The sequence below is a fragment of the Streptomyces aurantiaciflavus genome (genome assembly GCF_049808595.1).
Classification (GTDB): domain Bacteria; phylum Actinomycetota; class Actinomycetes; order Streptomycetales; family Streptomycetaceae; genus Streptomyces.
Genome location: NZ_JBNCAQ010000025.1, coordinates 42,764 through 60,684 on the forward strand (window position 1 = coordinate 42,764; position 17,921 = coordinate 60,684).

At 70.1% G+C, this 17,921-nt stretch carries 17 protein-coding genes; 1 reads left to right on the forward strand and 16 read right to left on the reverse strand.

The window, feature by feature from the left end:
* Positions 1-94 precede the first annotated feature (94 nt).
* The 12 genes from pssA to ACPT94_RS27530 form a co-directional block, all read right to left on the reverse strand.
* Positions 95-913: a CDP-diacylglycerol--serine O-phosphatidyltransferase gene (pssA, locus tag ACPT94_RS27475; protein ID WP_360331107.1), complete on the reverse strand. Its 819-nt coding sequence runs from the start codon at positions 911-913 to the stop codon at positions 95-97.
* Positions 914-935: 22 nt separating this feature from the next.
* On the reverse strand, positions 936-1,592 hold the full coding sequence (locus tag ACPT94_RS27480) for a phosphatidylserine decarboxylase (RefSeq protein WP_360330160.1): 657 nt from the start codon (positions 1,590-1,592) through the stop codon (positions 936-938).
* 170 nt (positions 1,593-1,762) lie between these two features.
* Positions 1,763-2,968 carry an acyl-CoA dehydrogenase family protein gene (locus tag ACPT94_RS27485; RefSeq protein ID WP_100829130.1) on the reverse strand — a complete coding sequence of 402 codons (1,206 nt, stop codon included), beginning with the start codon at positions 2,966-2,968 and terminating at the stop codon, positions 1,763-1,765.
* Positions 2,969-2,970: 2 nt separating this feature from the next.
* Positions 2,971-3,495: a MaoC family dehydratase gene (locus ACPT94_RS27490; protein ID WP_425247074.1), complete on the reverse strand. Its 525-nt coding sequence runs from the start codon at positions 3,493-3,495 to the stop codon at positions 2,971-2,973.
* Between the two features lie 5 nt (positions 3,496-3,500).
* The gene (locus ACPT94_RS27495) at positions 3,501-4,460 is read right to left on the reverse strand and encodes an HpcH/HpaI aldolase/citrate lyase family protein (protein WP_360330157.1); all 960 of its coding nucleotides are present in this window, start codon (positions 4,458-4,460) and stop codon (positions 3,501-3,503) included.
* Positions 4,457-6,484, reverse strand: a complete 2,028-nt coding sequence (locus ACPT94_RS27500; RefSeq protein ID WP_425247075.1) for a protein meaA — start codon at positions 6,482-6,484, stop codon at positions 4,457-4,459. Before ACPT94_RS27500 ends, ACPT94_RS27495 begins: the two co-directional genes overlap by 4 nt.
* Before the next feature lie 18 nt (positions 6,485-6,502).
* On the reverse strand, positions 6,503-7,840 hold the full coding sequence (ccrA, locus tag ACPT94_RS27505) for a crotonyl-CoA carboxylase/reductase (RefSeq protein WP_360331104.1): 1,338 nt from the start codon (positions 7,838-7,840) through the stop codon (positions 6,503-6,505).
* A 431-nt stretch (positions 7,841-8,271) separates the two neighbouring features.
* Positions 8,272-9,087, reverse strand: a complete 816-nt coding sequence (locus tag ACPT94_RS27510; protein WP_360330151.1) for a TetR family transcriptional regulator — start codon at positions 9,085-9,087, stop codon at positions 8,272-8,274.
* A 136-nt stretch (positions 9,088-9,223) separates the two neighbouring features.
* The gene (locus ACPT94_RS27515) at positions 9,224-11,029 is read right to left on the reverse strand and encodes a 3-hydroxyacyl-CoA dehydrogenase family protein (protein WP_360330148.1); all 1,806 of its coding nucleotides are present in this window, start codon (positions 11,027-11,029) and stop codon (positions 9,224-9,226) included.
* Between the two features lie 371 nt (positions 11,030-11,400).
* Positions 11,401-11,748, reverse strand: a complete 348-nt coding sequence (locus ACPT94_RS27520) for a hypothetical protein (protein ID WP_425247076.1) — start codon at positions 11,746-11,748, stop codon at positions 11,401-11,403.
* Between the two features lie 155 nt (positions 11,749-11,903).
* On the reverse strand, positions 11,904-12,371 hold the full coding sequence (locus ACPT94_RS27525; RefSeq protein WP_425247077.1) for a hypothetical protein: 468 nt from the start codon (positions 12,369-12,371) through the stop codon (positions 11,904-11,906).
* Complete coding sequence (locus ACPT94_RS27530) at positions 12,359-12,937, reverse strand: RNA polymerase sigma factor (RefSeq protein ID WP_360330140.1); 579 nt, start codon at positions 12,935-12,937, stop codon at positions 12,359-12,361. Before ACPT94_RS27530 ends, ACPT94_RS27525 begins: the two co-directional genes overlap by 13 nt.
* Before the next feature lie 580 nt (positions 12,938-13,517).
* Between ACPT94_RS27530 and ACPT94_RS27535 the strand changes: the two genes are divergently transcribed.
* Entirely contained in the window at positions 13,518-14,093 is a 576-nt protein-coding gene (locus ACPT94_RS27535) for an adenylosuccinate lyase (RefSeq protein WP_360330138.1), read from the forward strand.
* A gap of 39 nt (positions 14,094-14,132) precedes the next feature.
* Here the strand turns inward: ACPT94_RS27535 and ACPT94_RS27540 are convergent, their stop codons facing one another.
* The 4 genes from ACPT94_RS27540 to ACPT94_RS27555 all read right to left on the reverse strand — a co-directional run bounded on the left by ACPT94_RS27540 (position 14,133) and on the right by ACPT94_RS27555 (position 17,877).
* Positions 14,133-14,663 carry a GNAT family N-acetyltransferase gene (locus tag ACPT94_RS27540; protein ID WP_425247078.1) on the reverse strand — a complete coding sequence of 177 codons (531 nt, stop codon included), beginning with the start codon at positions 14,661-14,663 and terminating at the stop codon, positions 14,133-14,135.
* A complete protein-coding gene (locus ACPT94_RS27545) occupies positions 14,660-15,058 on the reverse strand; it encodes a RidA family protein (RefSeq protein WP_425247079.1) in 399 nt (132 codons plus the stop codon). Before ACPT94_RS27545 ends, ACPT94_RS27540 begins: the two co-directional genes overlap by 4 nt.
* A 62-nt stretch (positions 15,059-15,120) precedes the next feature.
* Positions 15,121-16,698, reverse strand: coding sequence for an alpha/beta hydrolase (locus ACPT94_RS27550; protein ID WP_425247080.1), 1,578 nt, complete (start codon positions 16,696-16,698; stop codon positions 15,121-15,123).
* 135 nt (positions 16,699-16,833) lie between these two features.
* The gene (locus tag ACPT94_RS27555; protein WP_360330126.1) at positions 16,834-17,877 is read right to left on the reverse strand and encodes an Rv2578c family radical SAM protein; all 1,044 of its coding nucleotides are present in this window, start codon (positions 17,875-17,877) and stop codon (positions 16,834-16,836) included.
* Between the last annotated feature and the right edge of the window lie 44 nt (positions 17,878-17,921).

Sequence of the window (17,921 nt, forward strand, 5' to 3'; positions counted from 1 at the left end):
CCCGCACCGACTCCGAGACAGGCGCCGAAGGCCCGTGCCGGGCATGCGTAAGGCCCCGAACCCGACCCGGGTTCGGGGCCCATCCGGTGGAGCGTCAGGGCAGCTGCGCCGCCCGTGCCTCCCGCCGGTTGTCGCGGAAGTTGTTCACCCGGCGGGCCGTGGCGAACAGCGGGATGACCGCGCCCATGACGAGCTGCAGGGCGCAGCCGGTCTGGAGGAGCAGCTGGCCGCTGGGGGCGTCGAAGGCCCACGCGGCCAGGAGGCCCATCGACAGCACGATCCAGGAGAGCATCGCGCCGGCGAGGCGGCCCCGCGGCTTCGGGTACTCGACCCGGCTCACCATCAGCCAGGCCGTGCCGAGGATGGCGAGGAGCGTCGCCACGAACGGCAGCTCCAGCAGCACGATGGAGACGACCGTCAGCGCGCCGAACGGCGAGGGCATGCCCTGGAACATGCCGTCCTTCATCGTCACGCAGGAGAATCTCGCCAGCCTGAGGACGACCGCCAGCAGAACGACGATCGCGCCGACCGCCGCCACCCGCTGGTGGGCGTCGTCGGCGACCATGCCGTAGACCAGGACGAAGTACGCCGGCGCGAGGCCGAAGCTGATCAGGTCGGAGAGGTTGTCCAGCTCCGCGCCCATAGGGGAGGAGCGCAGCTTCCTCGCCACCAGGCCGTCGAAGAGGTCGAAGACCGCCGCGCAGAGCATCAGGATGACCGCCGTGGCCGCGCTGTGGCGGGTCATGCCGGTCGCCGGGCTGCCGGTGAGGTCCGGGATCAGGATGCCGGTGGTGGTGAAGTACACCGCCATGAAGCCGCACGTGGCGTTGCCGAGGGTGAGGGTGTCCGCTATTGAGAGGCGGAGAGAGAGGGGCATCTCCTCCTCTTCGTCCACCTCGTCCGCCTCGGGCACCCAGCCCGCCTGGGTGTCAGGATCAATCACGGTCAATGCGAGTCACCCCTGCCACGGTCTTCTGCCCGACCTCGACCGCGACCTCCACGCCCTCGGGCAGGTAGATGTCGACACGCGAGCCGAAGCGGATCAGACCGATCCGGTCGCCCTGCTCGACCTTCGTGCCCTGCGGCACGTAGGGCACGATACGGCGGGCCACCGCACCGGCGATCTGGATCATCTCGATGTCACCGAGCTCGGTGTCGAAGTGCCAGACGACGCGCTCGTTGTTCTCGCTCTCCTTGTTGAACGCCGGCACGAACCCGCCCGGGATGTGCTCGACGGACGTCACGGTGCCGGAGAGCGGCGCGCGGTTGACGTGGACGTTGAGCGGGCTCATGAAGATCGCGACCCGGGTCCGTCCGTCCTTCCACGGCATGATGCTCTGCACCACTCCGTCGGCGGGGGAGATGACCCGGCCCTGCGCGATCTCACGCTCGGGGTCGCGGAAGAACCACAGCATGCCCGCCGCGAGAGCGGTGGCGGGTACGGCGACGGCCTTGGCGACACCCGAGCGGCGGGCGCGGACCAGGCTGACGGCTGCGGTGGCGACGGTCGGCAGGAGCCACGGCGATGCTCCGCGCGCGAGGCGTGCGCCGACCAGGCTGTCGCGAGGTGCAGAGGTTTGGCTGTGGGGCATGGATGACCTTCGTAGCGGATGATGCCGCGCTTCGACAGGGGGACGGCGGCCTTACGCGATCGTAGCGGTTCGGGGCCGCAACTGGGTAAGCCAGGAAGCCGAGTCGGCGGCTGAAGGGGGTTGACGGGGTGTGATCTTCTTCTCGAAGAAAACACCCCCAACCCTGACATCTAGCCCTGGAACCGATACTCTTCGAGCAACCTGCGGCCGATGATCATTTTCTGGATCTCGGCGGTACCTTCACCGATCAGCAGCATCGGGGCCTCACGGTAGAGGCGCTCGATCTCGTACTCCTTGGAGAAGCCGTAGCCGCCGTGGATCCGGAAGGCATCCTCCACGACCTCCTTGCAGTACTCGGAGGCGAGGTACTTCGCCATCCCGGCTTCAAGGTCGTTTCGCTCCCCGGAGTCCTTTTTGCGTGCCGCGTTCACCATCATGGCATGGGCGGCCTCGACCTTGGTAGCCATCTCCGCCAGCTTGAACTGGATGGCCTGGTGCTGGGCGATCGGCTTGCCGAAGGTGTGCCGCTGCTGGGCGTACTGGACACCCAGTTCGAACGCACGCTGAGCGACACCGCAGCCACGCGCCGCGACGTTGACGCGGCCGACCTCCACGCCGTCCATCATCTGGTAGAAACCGCGGCCGGTGACCCCGCCGAGCACCCGGTCGGCGGGAATCCGCAGGCCATCCATGATGAGCTCGGTGGTGTCGACACCCTTGTAGCCCATCTTCTCGATCTTGCCCGGGATGGTGAGGCCGGGGCGGACCTCCCCGAAGCCGGGTTCCTTCTCGACGAGGAAGGTCGTCATCGACTTGTGGGGCGCGGTGCCCTCGGGGTGTCCTTCGTCACTTCGCACGAGAACGGCCACGAGTGAGGACGTGCCACCGTTCGTCAGCCACATCTTCTGACCGTTCAGGACGTACTCGTCGCCGTCCTTGACCGCCTTCGATGTGATCGCCGACACATCGGAGCCCAGGCCCGGCTCCGACATCGAGAAGGCGCCCCGGATGTCGCCGGCGGCCATCCTCGGCAGGAAGTGGTCCTTCTGCTCCTGCGTGCCGTGCTGCTTGAGCATGTACGCCACGATGAAGTGCGTGTTGATGATCCCGGAGACGGACATCCAGCCGCGGGCGATCTCCTCGACGCACAGCGCGTACGTCAGGAGCGACTCGCCCAGACCCCCGTACTCCTCGGGGATCATCAGGCCGAACAGGCCCAGCTCCTTCAGACCGTCGACGATCTGCTGCGGGTACTCGTCGCGGTGCTCCAGCTCGGTCGCGACCGGGATGATCTCCTTGTCCACGAAGTCGCGGACGGTGGAGAGGATCTCCTGCTGGACGTCGGTCAGACCGGCGGTCTGGGCGAGTCGCGCCATGATTACTTCTCCGTCTTTTCCGAAGGGGCGTTCAGCTCCGGGCGGCCGGGCTGCTCGCCGCCGCGCTCCTTGATGTACGTCTCGGTCGGCACCATCACCTTGCGGCGGAACACGCACACGAGCGTGCCGTCCTGCTTGTAGCCCTTGGTCTCGACGTACACGATGCCGCGGTCGTTCTTCGACTTCGACGGCCACTTGTCGAGCACGGTCGTCTCGCCGTAGATCGTGTCGCCGTGGAAGGTCGGCGCCACGTGCTTGAGCGACTCGATCTCCAGGTTGGCGATGGCCTTGCCGGAGACGTCCGGCACGGACATGCCGAGCAGGAGCGAGTAGATGTAGTTCCCGACGACGACGTTCTTGCCGAAGTCCGTCGTCTTCTCCGCATAGTTCGTGTCCATGTGGAGCGGGTGGTGGTTCATGGTGAGGAGACAGAAGAGATGGTCGTCGTACTCCGTGACCGTCTTGCCCGGCCAGTGCTTGTACGTCGCCCCGACCTCGAACTCCTCGTAGGTGCGTCCGAACTGCATGGTCGTCACGCCTCCGGGATCTCGAACTTGCCGGTGCGCTGCATACCCGCCGCACGGCCCTTGCCCGCGATGACCAGGGCCATCTTGCGGCTGGCCTCGTCGATCATCTCGTCGCCGAGCATCGCGGAGCCCTTCTTCCCGCCGGCCTCGGACGTGTAGTAGTCGTACGCGTCCAGGATCAGCTCGGCGTGGTCGTAGTCCTCCTGGGAGGGCGAGAAGATCTCGTTGGAGGCCTCGACCTGGCCCGGGTGCAGCACCCACTTGCCGTCGAAGCCGAGGGCGGCGGCGCGCTGGGCGACCTCGCGGTAGCCGTCGACGTTGCGGATCTGCAGGTAGGGGCCGTCGATCGCCTGGAGGTTGTTGGCGCGGGCGGCCATCAGGATCTTCATCAGGATGTAGTGGTAGGCGTCCGCCGGGTAGCCGGGCGGCTGCTCGCCCACGACCAGCGACTTCATGTTGATGGACGCCATGAAGTCGGCCGGGCCGAAGATGATCGTCTCGACGCGCGGGGAGGCCTGCGCGATCTCGTTGACGTTGTTGAGGCCCTGGGCGTTCTCGATCTGCGCCTCGATGCCGATGCGGCCGACCTCGAAGCCCATGGTCTTCTCGATCTGCGTCAGGAGCAGGTCGAGGGCGACGATCTGCTGGGCGTCCTGCACCTTCGGCAGCATGATGCAGTCGAGGTTCTGGCCGGCGCCCTCGACGACCGTGACGACGTCGCGGTACGTCCACTCGGTCGTCCAGTCGTTGACGCGCACGACCCGCGTCTTGCCCGTCCAGTCGCCCTCGTTGAGGAACTTGACGATGGTGTGCCGCGCCTCGGGCTTGGCGAGCGGCGCGCACGCGTCCTCCAGGTCGAGGAAGACCTGGTCCGCCGGGAGGCCCTGCGCCTTCTCCAGGAAGCGCGGGTTCGAGCCCGGTACCGCCAGGCAGGAGCGCCGCGGGCGGAGACGGTTGACGGTCATGCGGGGACCTCCAGGGGGTCGAGCTTGTTCGCTTTCCGGATCTCGTCGACGATGCGGCCGATGATTCCGGTGATGTCGAAGTCCTTCGGGGTGAAGACCGCGGCCACTCCGGCTGCCCTGAGCTGCTCGGCATCACCGTTCGGGATGATGCCACCGGCGATCACCGGTATATCTGTGGCACCGGCCACACGCAGCCGCTCCAGCACGTCCGGCACCAGCTGGGCGTGCGAGCCGGAGAGGATGGACAGGCCGACCGCGTGCACGTCCTCGGCGAGGGCCGCGTCCACGATCTGCTCGGGCGTGAGCCGGATGCCCTGGTAGACCACCTCGAAGCCGGCGTCCCGCGCGCGGACGGCGATCTGCTCGGCGCCGTTGGAGTGCCCGTCCAGGCCGGGCTTGCCGACCAGGAAGCGCAGCTTGCCGACGCCCAGGTCCTTCGCCGTCAGGTCCACCTTTCGGCGCACCTCGGCGAGGGCCGAGCCCTCCTCGGCGGGAATCGCCACCGGCGCCGACGAGACTCCCGTCGGCGCGCGGAACTCGCCGAACACCTCGCGCAGGGCCCCGGCCCACTCGCCGGTCGTGACGCCGGCGCGGGCGCACTCCAGGGTGGCCTCCATGAGGTTGTCGGTGCCCTTGGCGGCCTCCTTCAGCCGCTCCAGCGCCTTGCAGGGGCGCGGGTGGTTGAAGGGCGGTTGGTAACGGGTGTCGCGCCAGTGCTGGAGGGAGGCGATCACGCGGGCCTCGACGGCCGGGTCGACCGTCTGGATCGCCGTGTCGAGGTCGGCGGTCAGGGGGTTCGGCTCGGTCGTCTCGAAGATGTTGACGCCGACGATCTTCTCCTGCCCGGACTCGATACGGGCCCGGCGCTCGGCGTGCGAGGAGACGAGCTGCGACTTGAGGTAGCCCGACTCGACGGCGGCCATCGCGCCGCCCATCTCCTGGATCCGCTCGATCTCCGCGAGCGACTCCTCGACCAGCTCGGCCACCTTGGCCTCGATGACCTTCGAGCCCTCGAAGATGTCCTCGTACTCCAGCAGGTCGCTCTCGTGGGCGAGGACCTGCTGGATGCGCAGCGACCACTGCTGGTCCCAGGGGCGGGGCAGGCCCAGGGCCTCGTTCCAGGCGGGCAGCTGCACGGCACGCGCGCGTGCGTCCTTCGAGAGGGTCACGGCCAGCATCTCGAGGACGATCCGCTGGACGTTGTTCTCCGGCTGCGCCTCGGTCAGACCGAGGGAGTTGACCTGGACGCCGTAGCGGAAGCGGCGGTGCTTGGGGTTCTCGATGCCGTACCGCTCACGCGTGATCCGGTCCCAGATGCGGCCGAACGCCCGCATCTTGCACATCTCCTCGATGAAGCGGACGCCCGCGTTCACGAAGAAGGAGATACGGCCGACGACGTCGCCGATGCGCTCCTGCGGGACCTGGCCGCTGTCGCGCACGGCGTCGAGGACGGCGATCGCGGTGGACATCGCGTACGCGATCTCCTGGACCGGCGTGGCCCCCGCCTCCTGCAGGTGGTAGCTGCAGATGTTGATCGGGTTCCACTTCGGGAGGTGGGAGACCGTGTACGCGATCATGTCCGTCGTCAGACGGAGCGACGGCCCCGGCGGGAACACATGGGTGCCGCGGGACAGGTACTCCTTGACGATGTCGTTCTGGGTCGTGCCCTGGAGCTGGGTGACGTCCGCGCCCTGCTCCTCCGCGACGACCTGGTAGAGCGCCAGCAGCCACATGGCGGTGGCGTTGATCGTCATCGAGGTGTTCATCTGCTCCAGGGGGATGTCCTGGAACAGCCGGCGCATGTCACCGAGGTGCGCGACCGGCACGCCGACCCGGCCGACCTCGCCGCGGGCGAGGATGTGGTCGGAGTCGTAGCCGGTCTGGGTCGGCAGGTCGAACGCGACCGACAGACCCGTCTGGCCCTTGGCGAGGTTGCGCCGGTACAGCTCGTTGGACGCCTCCGCCGTGGAGTGACCGGCGTAGGTGCGCATGAGCCACGGCCGGTCCTTCTGACGCTCAGTCATCTATGGCCTCCGCGGTCCTCAGATGTTCCGGAAGCGGTTGATGGCGTCGATGTGCTGGGCGCGCTTGGCCTCGTCGCGCACGCCCAGGCCCTCCTCGGGCGCCAGGCACAGCACGCCCACCTTGCCCTGGTGGAGGTTGCGGTGCACGTCGTAGGCGGCCTGGCCGGTCTCCTCCAGGGAGTAGACCTTCGACAGGGTCGGGTGGATCTTGCCCTTGGCGATGAGGCGGTTGGCCTCCCAGGCCTCGCGGTAGTTCGCGAAGTGCGAGCCGATGATCCGCTTCAGGGACATCCACAGGTAGCGGTTGTCGTACTCGTGGTTGTAGCCCGAGGTGGAGGCGCAGGTGACGATGGTGCCGCCCTTGCGGGTGACGTACACGGAGGCGCCGAAGGTCTCGCGGCCGGGGTGCTCGAAGACGATGTCGACGTCCTCGCCGCCGGTGAGCTCGCGGATGCGCTTGCCGAAGCGCTTCCACTCCTTGGGGTCCTGGGTGTGCTCGTCCTTCCAGAACTTGTAGTCCTCGGCGGTGCGGTCGATGATCGCCTCCGCGCCCATCGAGCGGCAGATCTCCGCCTTCTGCTCGCTGGAGACGACACAGATCGGGTTGGCGCCGCCCGCGAGCGCGAACTGCGTGGCGTAGGAGCCGAGTCCGCCGCTCGCGCCCCAGATGAGGACGTTGTCGCCCTGCTTCATGCCGGCGCCGTTGCGGGAGACCAGCTGCCGGTAGGCGGTCGAGTTGACCAGCCCGGGCGCGGCGGCCTCCTCCCAGCTCAGGTGGTCCGGCTTCGGCATCAGCTGGTTGGACTTGACCAGCGCGATCTCGGCGAGGCCGCCGAAGTTGGTCTCGAAGCCCCAGATGCGCTGCTCCGGGTCGAGCATCGTGTCGTTGTGGCCGTCCGACGACTCCAGCTCGACGGACAGACAGTGCGCGACGACCTCGTCACCGGGCTTCCAGGCGTTGACGCCGGGGCCGGTGCGCAGGACGACGCCCGCGAGGTCGGAGCCGATGATGTGGTACGGCAGGTCGTGCCGCTTGGCCAGCTCGTTCGTGCGGCCGTAGCGCTCCAGGAAGCCGAACGTCGACAGCGGCTCGAAGATCGACGTCCACACGGAGTTGTAGTTGACCGAGGAGGCCATGACGGCCACCAGGGCCTCGCCCGGACCGAGCTCCGGCAGCGGCACCTCGTCCAGGTGGATCGACTTGCGGGGGTCCTTGTCGCGGGTCGCGAGGCCCGCGAACATCTCCGTCTCGTCCTTGTGCACGGTGATCGCGCGGTACGACTCGGGGAGCGGCAGAGCGGCGAAGTCGGCGGACGTGGAGTCCGGCGACTGGATCGCGGCCAGGATGTCCTTCACGGTCACGGTGTTGCCTCCGGCGGTGTGCGCCCTGAGGGAGGGGCGCTGAGGGTTACGTCGGTGCTGCTGAGGGTTTTTCGGGGAAGTGCCGTCGGTTCGGCGGTGGTGCTGTTCGGCAGCGCTTTGTGGCGCGGGAGGTTGCCTGTGACGCAGGCGTCCGGGCGCGCAGGCCATTGGCTTGCGGGGACAGCCGACGTACGAAAGGTCTCTGCACGCCGGCCGCCCGGACACCTTCAACGTATGACACCGCGTGTCACCCCGCAAGGCACTGAGTGCCAGAACTTCCTCTCAGCTGAAATCTTTACGTAACAAATGAGCGATGATCGATCGAACGGCCGCTGAAATCCGCGCGAAAAGGGGCTCTGACATGCCAAAACGGCCACCCGGGCGGGTGGCCGTCGTCACAGGGCTCCGGCTGCGGAGGAGCGGGTTCAGCGCTCCTTGAGCGCCTGCTCGATGGTCCGCATGACCTCGTCCAGCGGGGCGTCGGTGCGGGCGACCGTCACCAGGACCTCGCCCTGCGCGGAGACCGCCGCGGGGGCCGGCCTGGCGGCGGTGGCGCTGCCGCGCCCGGCCCCGATGCCCGTCCCGAACGTCTTGCGCACGATCGCGAAGGCGTGGTCGAGCTGCGCCTCCACGTCGCCCTGGCCGCCGGCCCTGAGCCAGCGCCGCAGCACGTGGTTGTGGGCGGTGACCACGGCGGACGCGGCGACCTCGGCCAGCAGCGGGTCGTCGTTGGCGTCGTCGTCGTGGGCGTGCTCGTCGAAGTGTCCGAGGAGGTAGCGGGTGAAGAGGCGCTCGTAGCGGGCCACCGACGCGATCTCCGCCTCGCGCAGGGTGGGCACCTCGCGCGTGAGCTTGTAGCGGGCGACCGAGATCTCCGGCCTGGCCGCGTACATCTTCATGACTTCCTTGATGCCGCGGCACACCGTGTCGAGCGGATGCTCGTGCGCGGGGGCGGCGTTCAGCACCGCCTCGGCGCGGATCAGGGTGTCGTCGTGGTCGGGGAAGATCGCCTCTTCCTTGGAGCGGAAGTGGCGGAAGAAGGTGCGGCGGGCGACCCCGGCCGCGGCCGCGATCTCGTCGACGGTGGTCGCCTCGTACCCCTTGGTCGCGAACAACTCCATGGCCGCGGCCGCCAGTTCCCGGCGCATCTTGAGCCGCTGGGCCGCCGCGCGGGAGCCCGCGGCACTTTCCGGCGCGTCGGTCGTGGCTGGTGTACGTGAGGACTTGGCGGGCTGGGACATGCCCCGAACGTACTGCATGTGCGCAGCTCGATGCGCATGTCCGGGGTTTCCCCCGCCCCACGCGGGCGGGGGAGGGGCCGCCGGTTCCAGCAGCCCGCCCCAGTCCTCACCGGCTCGGAACCAGTCGCCGACCGCGTCAGCGGCGGGCATATTCGCGGAAGCCGCGGCCCGTCTTGCGGCCGAGGCAGCCCGCGGCCACCAGGTGCTCCAGGAGCGGCGCCGGGGCCAGGCCCGGGTCCCGGAACTCGCGGTGCAGGACCTTCTCGATGGCGAGCGAGACATCGAGCCCGACGACGTCCAGCAGCTCGAAGGGGCCCATCGGGTAGCCGCCGCCCAGCTTCATGGCCGCGTCGATGTCGTCGAGGGACGCGTAGTGCTCCTGCACCATCTTGATCGCGTTGTTCAGGTACGGGAACAGCAGCGCGTTCACGATGAAACCGGCGCGGTCACCGCAGTCGACGGCGTGCTTCCTGATGCTGCCGCAGACCTCGTGGACCGTCGCGTGGACGTCCTCGCCGGTCAGCACCGTACGGACGACCTCGACCAGCTTCATCGCCGGCGCCGGGTTGAAGAAGTGCATCCCGATCACGTCCTGCGGACGCGAGGTCGCGCGGGCGAGCGCGACGACCGGCAGCGAGGACGTGGTCGTGGCGAGCACCGCGCCCGGCTTGCACACCTTGTCCAGCGTCGCGAACAACTGCCGCTTGACGTCCAGGTCCTCGGCGACCGCCTCGACGGCCAGGTCGACGTCCGCGAAGGCGTCGTAGGAGCCCGCCGGGGTGATCCGGTCCAGGGTCTGCGCGGCGGCCTCCGCGGTGAGCCGGCCCTTGTCGACGGAGCGCGAAAGGGACTTGCCGACACGGGCCTTCGCGGCCTGCGCCTTCTCCTCGCTGCGGGCGGCCAGGACGACGTCGTAGCCGGCCTTGGCGAAGACCTCGGCGATCCCGGAGGCCATCGTGCCGGAGCCGGCGACGCCGACGCCGCGCACCGTGCGGCCGGGGAGCCCGGTCCCGCCGGACAGGGGAGTCAGGGCGTCCTGGACGACCGTCGGGCTGTTCGGCGCCTCGTACGTGTAGAAGCCACGGCCCGACTTGCGGCCGGTCAGGCCCGCCTCGCTGAGCTGCTTCAGGATCGGCGCGGGGGCGTGCAGCCGGTCGTGGGACGCGGCGTACATGGCGTCCAGGACCGTGCGCGCGGTGTCGATGCCGATCAGGTCGAGCAGGGCCAGCGGCCCCATCGGCAGGCCGCAGCCCAGCCGCATCGCGGCGTCGATGTCCTCCCGGGAGGCGTACTTCGCCTCGTACATCGCGGCGGCCTGGTTGAGGTAGCCGAACAGCAGCCCGTCCGCGACGAACCCGGGCCGGTCGCCGACCGCGACCGGCTCCTTGCCCAGGTCCAGGGCGAGGCCGGTGACGGCGGTGACGGCGGCGGGCGCGGTCAGCACCGAGGAGACGATCTCGACCAGCTTCATCGCCGGCGCGGGGTTGAAGAAGTGCAGCCCCAGCACCCGCTCGGGACGCGCCGAGTCGGCGGCGAGCCGGGTGACGGACAGCGCGTTGGTCCCGGTCGCGAGGATCGCCTCGGGCCGCACGATCCCGTCCAGCTCCCGGAAGATCTGCTGCTTGATCTCGTACGACTCCGGCGCCACCTCGATGACGAGGTCGGCGTCGGCCGCCGCCCGCAGGTCGGTGGAGGTACGGACGCGGCCGAGGGCGTCCGTGCGCTCCTGTTCGGTCAGCTTGCCGCGCTGCACGGCGCGGGCGGTGGAGGCCTCCAGGGCGGCGACGGAGCGTGCGGCCTGGGCCTCGCTGATGTCGATGCCGATCACCTCGCGGCCGGCCTTGGCCAGGACCTCGGTGATGCCGGTGCCCATGGTGCCCAGGCCGACGACGGCGATCGTCCGCAGGGAGGACTGAGGGGCGGGGGACAGGGGAGTGGCCATCGCGGACTCCAGAAAAGAGGGTGACGACTGGGAACGCGCCGGGTGCGCCGAGGACGCCTCTGCTGGGGCCTGGGCGCACCGGGTGCGGAAAGGAGTGCGGGTGTTGCCGGGCTGCGAGCGCACACGCCCGGTGCCGGTCGCCGCGGGCGCGCACACGCCCGGAGGACGAACGGGGGATTCCGACCGGCCCTGTCCCGTGGCCGGGTCGTACTGCGGTACGAGGTACCGAACCGACTTCCCTTGCGGCAACTGCGTCACCAGGCCGCCGCGAGGGGTGAAGCGAGTGGGTGACTCGCTCGAATGAGCTTAACCGGTGGGTAACGAGCGCGCCAGCCCTGTGGAGTGTGACCTGTTTCGCGCCGACCGGCACGTCAGGAGCCGCCGTCGGAGGGGTCCTTGCGGCGCAGATGGAGGTAGACGGGGACGCAGGCGCCGACGCCGGCCACGCCCACACCGGCCAGGCCGACGTACACGTTGGCCTGGGGGGACTCGCCGGCCAGCCGGTGGATGGCCAGACAGACGGAGGTGAGGGAGCCGACGATCAGCAGGATGATGGTGGCCTTGACGGCGAGGAGCGCGTGGCGCGGACGGCGGGCCGCCGGCAGGCCGCCTGCCGCGACGGCTTCGTCCACCGGACCGGACGCGGTCCGGGGCTCGGTCTCGGCCTCGGCCGCCGGGCGGGGGCTGGGTATCGCCGTCTCCCGGCGCGCCTTCGGCACGCCGTTGCACCTCGCGACGCTCTTCTTCCGGGGGGTGTCGTGGGTCGCCATCGTGGTGCGCTTTCTGTTCGGCGGGGGTGGGGTGGTGCGGTGGGGCGCCGGAGGCCGCCGCTCCGTGGGCCGTGGGCCCAGGGAGGGGCGGCTCCGTCATGGCGTCAGCCGGCCAGCGCCTCCGCGCTTTCCAGCGGCGTCACGATGGTCCTGCCGGGTCGGGCGGGCGGGCTGACGGTGCCTTCCTTGCGGCGTGTGCGGGTATGAAGCGCGCCGTCGGCGCCGGCGTCGGTCTCCTCCCGCCGCCCCGCCACCGGGCCGGCCTCGGGCCGGATGTTCTCCCCCTGGAACATCCGGCTCAGGACGGTGAGGCGGGCGACCGCCTCGGCGGGCAGGTGCCGCAGGGCGAGCAGGGCCCGGCCCACGGTGGACTCGTCGCGCTCGGCCGTGTCGAAATAGAGCGGCGACGCCCAAGGGGCCTCGCCGGGGTCGCCTCCTGCGGCCCGCCGCTGGATCTCGGCCACGATGTCCTCGAAGTACCGGGCGTCGTTCTCCAACCACTGCTGGGGAGTGGGTGGAGCGGCATGGTCGATCAGACGTGCCTTGCGGCGATATGCCGTCATATGAGGCATGCCTTCTCCTTCCTTCTCTCGATCTCTACGTCGAAGAAGCCCTTCTGGAGCTCCTCCACGGAGACGCCGGCGGACGTCAGGCGGCCCCTGGCCCGCTTCATGAGCTTGCTGGTCCACCCCGGCGAGCGGCCCAGCACCTCGGCGGTCCTGGCATTGGTCCACCCCAGGAAGGCGATGAGGCGGTAGACCGCCCGCTCGGACTGCGGCAGGGCGTCGACCTCGACCAGCCATGGCCGGAACCCGTCGTCCACCTCGCCGAACCTGAAGCCGTACAGGGAGACGAGGGGGATCAGGTGCACCTCGTGCGGGCCGCAGTGGTTCTCGCGGGCCTTCACGTCGTCGGCCGCGAGCTGCATGCTCACGTCCATCAGCCTCTCGTACGCCTCCTCGACGCGGATTCCGGCGGGCAGGCGGGGCAGGGTCCTGGTGAAGGCCTCCTGGGTGATGGCCGTGACGTTGCAGCGCGGGTCGTCGTAGGCCTCGAACGTGTCGAACTGCACCTTGTGGAACAGACCGTGGATCAGTTCCATGCGGCGGGACGGATCGAGGGACAAAGTCGGACTCATTTGTTCAAGGCCCTTCGGACAAAACGACGGCGCCGCCGGGCGCCTCGGTGCAGGAGCCCACCGGCTCCGCATCGACGGCACACATCATCAGGGGTGAGGCCGCGGACCCTTTCCTGTCGGTCTCGCTGTCCATCTGACGACTCATTACTTACCAGTAGCAACGCCTTGTGATCGTTCTTGGGTAGACCACCGCTCATGGCCGTGGTGGGTGCGGGAATACGCCAACGGCAGCCGCTTCTCGGCCTGTTGGGTGCGTCATCGTACTGACGTGGGCAGCGATCCCTTTCCGCCCCACAAGTTCACTCCTGCGAATTAACTTCCTTCGAAAACTCACCGAACACGACTGTCGGTGAACGGAGTTGGCCTTGGAGTCGCGTCCCTTGTCCGGGTCGCACGACATCGCTGCACGTCACTGGGGGAGAAGGGACCGCACGGGCGGGCGCCGTGAGCCCACGCGGGGACGGGCGCGCGGACACCGCGGGCGCATACGAACCCTTGGGCAGTGCGCTGGTTGTGCTTCCGTGCGCCGCCGCGCGCCGCCCGGCCCCGCGGGGTGGGTCCCAGCCCCTACCCTCGACCCATGGACGAAGAGTTGCGAGCGCTCACGGAGCGTCTACGACGGGAGTCGGGCGGCACGGCGGCGTACGAGCGGCTGGCGGGCACCGCCGACCACGACGAACTGGCGGGCGTGCTCACCGAGTCGGGACGGCCGCTGTGGGCCAGGGAACTCGCCGCGTTCCGGCTCGGACTCGCCGGGGACCGGCGCGCCTTCGAGTCCCTCGTCCTGCTGCTCAACCACCGCGACCCACCGCGCTGCGCCTCCGCCGCCCACGCCCTGGCCCGCCTCGGCGACCCCCGCACCGCCCGCGCCGCGGCCGCCCTGGCCACCAACGAACTGCGCGTCGCCTACGCCCTGCACCCCGTCCGGCTCCTGGTGGAACTGCGCGCCCCCGAGTCCGTGCCCGCGCTGATCACCACCCTGCGGCGGCGGCTCAGCCCGCACGACCCCTACCGGCGGGTGGCCCTCGCCTGCGTCGACGGCCTCGGCGCCCTGGGCGACCACCGGGCCCGCCCCGTACTGAACGAGGCGCTCGCCCACCCGACCCTCGCGGAGGCGGCGGTACGGGCGCTGGCGCGGATCCCCCACCAGCGGTGAGGCCCCCCGAGGGCGTCGCCCCGCGCCCCGGTCAGGAGGTCACCGCCGACCCGTCAGGTCCCCCACGTACCGCACCTCCGGCACCGCCACGCCCGCCACCTCGAAGGGCTCCTCCGCGCCGTCGGCGTGGAAGCCCGCGCGCTCGTAGAAGCGGCGGGCGTGGGTGTTCTCCTTGAGGACCCAGAGGTACATGCGACGGTGGCCGCGGGCGGTCGTCCGGCGGATCGCCTCCGTCAGGAGCATCCGGCCGATGCCGGTGCCGATGTGCCCGGGGTCGAGGTAGATCGCGTACAACTCGGCGTCGTCCGTGCGCAGTTCGCCCTCGCGGTACGGGCCGTGGGCGGCCCACCCCACCACTTCGCCGGCGTGTTCCGCGACCAGGTTCACCACGCTGCCGTCGCCCTCGGTGAACCAGGCGCGGCGCCGCTCGGCGTCCTCGGTCACGCTGAGGGCGTCGAGGTACGACTGCGGCATCAGGCCCCGGTAGGCGGTCCGCCAGCCGCGGACACGGATCTCGGAGACACGCTCGCAGTCGGCGAGCGTCATCTCACGGACGAGCGGGGCCGTCACCCGGCCACCACCGCGAACGCCTCGATCTCCATCAGGAACTCGGGGCGCACCAGCGCGGCGACCTGCACGGCCGAGGAGGCCGGAAGGCGGTCGTCGGGTATGTGCGCGGCGCGGGCCGCGCGGATCGCCGGCAGGTCGGCCATGTCCGTGACGAAGTAGGTGAGTTTGACGACGTCGTCGAAGGTCGCTCCTGCGGCGGCGAGGCAGCGCCGCAGGTTCTCGAAGACCTGGCGGGCCTGCGCCTCGGGGTCGCCCTCACCGACCAGCCCGCCGAGTTCGTCAAGAGGGAGCTGGCCGGAGACGGCCACGAAACGGCCGGTGCCCAGCACGACATGGGCGTACTGGGCCGCGGCGGCGACGCCGTCGGGGGCGGGGATCCTGGTCAGCTCACTCATGCGTCCATGGTGGACCATGGGTCCGACACCGCCCCCGACGGGGTCGCCGGCCGCTGCGGCCCTCAGCCGCGGAAGCCGAGCAGACCGTGCAGCGTCGAGCCGTGGGCCGTGCCCGAGGCGACCTTCTCGCTCAGCGGCTCGGGGTCGGGCAGCGCCTTGCACACCGCGTCGACCCCGCCGGTGCCGCGCGGCACCGTCCCGTCGGTCAGATACCTCGCCAGGTGCTTGTCCAGGCAGGAGTTCCCGCTCAGCGTGATTCCGTGGTTGCCGCCGCCCTGCTCGACGACGAGCCGCGAACCGCGCAGCACCTCGTGCATCGTGGCGCCGCCCTCGTACGGGGTGGCGGCGTCGCCCGTCGCCTGGAACAGCAGGGCCGACGGCACCTTGGCGCCGGTGATGCTCACCGGCCCCGGGGAGCGGGTCGGCCAGAACGCGCACGGCGCGTTGTACCAGGCGTTGTTCCAGGTCATGAACGGCGCCTTCTCGTACACCGACCAGTGGTCCGCCCGCCACTCCTCCCAGTCGCGCGGCCAGGAGCCGTCACGGCACTGCACCGCCATGTAGACGCTGTAGCCGTTGTCCCCGGAGGCGTCGACCGCCGCGAAGTTCTCGTACGCCTCGACCAGCGGCTCGGCGTCCTTGGCGTTGACGTACGCGGCGAACGCCTCGGCGAGGTGCGGCCAGTAGCCGTTGTAGTAGCCGCCCGGCAGGAACGTGTCCTCCAACTCGGCGGCGCCCACCCTGCCGCCCGCCGGCTTCTTCGCCAGCGCCGTCCGCATCGCGTACCACCGGGCCTCGACCTTCCCCGGATCGGTGCCCAGCCCGTACGTGGCGTGGTGCTTCGCGATCCAGGCCATCAGGGCCCGGTGCCGGTCGTCGAAGGCGGGGTCCTGCCCGAGGTTGTCCTCGTACCACACGCCGGTGGGGTCGACGATCGAGTCGAGGACCAGACGCCGCACCCGCTCCGGGTACAGCTTCGCGTAGACCGCGCCCAGGTACGTGCCGTACGAGTAGCCGAAGTAGTTCAGCTTCGGCGCGCCGACGGCCCGGCGGATCGCGTCCATGTCCCGTACGGCGCTGAGGGTGCTGATGTGCGGCAGCACGCTCGCGTACTTCTTGCCGCAGGCCTCGGCGAAGGACCTGGCGCGCCGGAGGTTGGCCCGCTCGATAGCCTCGGTGGCCGGGACCGACTCCGGGCGCACCGAGGAGAAGTGGCCCGGCTCGCAGGTCAGCGCGGGCGTGCTCCGGCCCACCCCGCGCGGGTCGAAGCCGACGATGTCGTACTGGGCCGTCACCTTCTTCGGCAGCGACTTCGCGACGAATCCGGCGAGCGTCCGCCCGCTGCCCCCGGGGCCGCCCGGGTTGACCAGCAGCGGCCCCTGGTACGTCTTGGCGGTGTGGGGGACACGGGACAGCGCGAGCGTGATCTGCTTCCCGCCGGGGTCGCCGTGGTCGAGCGGCACCTCGAGGGACGCGCACTGGAGCGTCGGGTAGTCGGCGGTGGCGCACGTCTTCCAGCTGAGCTTCGCCGCTCGGCCGGCCTGCGGGGCGTGCGACGGGTTCGCGCCGGCGGGTACGGCGGTGAAGGTCCCGGCCACGACGACGGCGGCAGCGCACAGCACGGCTGCGCGTTTTCTCATGGAGTCCTCCCAGGACGGAGGTCGACGGACCGCGTGGATCACGGCCCTCGCCGCATCGTCCCGGAAAGATCGTCCGAAAGAACCTGTTCTGGTGATACTTGACCCGATTGGGTCGCGGGATGCCCTCGAACGCGCTCAGATCAGCGTCAGTTGGGTCGGCCCGGACTGCTCCGGCTCCTCCGCCGGCTCGGGCGGCAGGGGCCTGCGGGGCATCCCCGCGCGCGTGGGGCCGATCCCGTACTCCTCGGCCAGGTCGTGCACCTGACGGGTGATCCGCCGCTGGTACCACTTCGGCGCGTAGGCGCCGTCCGCGTACAGCCGCTCGTAGCGGCGCACCAGGTGCGGGTGGTGCTGCCCGAGCCAGGCCATGAACCACTCGCGGGCGCCGGGCCGCAGATGCAGCACCAGCGGGGTGACGGAGGTGGCCCCGGCCGCCGCGATCGCCCGTACGGTGGCCCGCAGTTGGGACGGCTCGTCGCCGAGGAAGGGGATCACGGGCGCCATCAGCACTCCGCAGCCGATGCCGTGCTCGGTGAGGGTCCGTACGACGTCCAGACGGCGCTCGGGGGCCGGGGTGCCCGGCTCCACGGTGCGCCACAGCTCGGTGTCGACGAAGCCGACCGAGACGGAGATGCCGACGTCGGTCACCTCGGCGGACTGCTTCAGCAGGTCGAGGTCGCGCAGGATCAGGGTGCCCTTGGTCAGGATCGAGTAGGGGTTCGCGCGGTCGCGCAGGGCGGCCAGGATGCCCGGCATCAGCCGGTAGCGGCCCTCCGCGCGCTGGTAGCAGTCGACGTTGGTGCCCATCGCGACGTGCTCGCCGTGCCAGCGGGGCGAGGCCAGCTGGCGGCGCAGCAGCTCGGGCGCGTTCACCTTGACGACGATCTGGGTGTCGAAGCCGATCCCGGTGTCCAGGTCCAGGTAGCTGTGCGTCTTGCGGGCGAAGCAGTACACGCACGCGTGCGTGCAGCCCCGGTACGGATTGACCGTCCACTCGAACGGCATGCGGGAGGCGCCCGGCACCCGGTTGAGGATCGAACGGGCCCGCACCTCGTGGAAGGTGATCCCGCGGAACTCGGGGGTGTCGAAGGTCCTGGTCGTGACCGCGTCCGCGCCGAACAACGCGGCGTCCGCCGCCCGGTCGTGACGGGAATCGGCTGTGAGGTTCTCCCAGCGCATGACGCCTCCTCGGTAGCGCTGCCCCCACAATAGAACAACTGTTC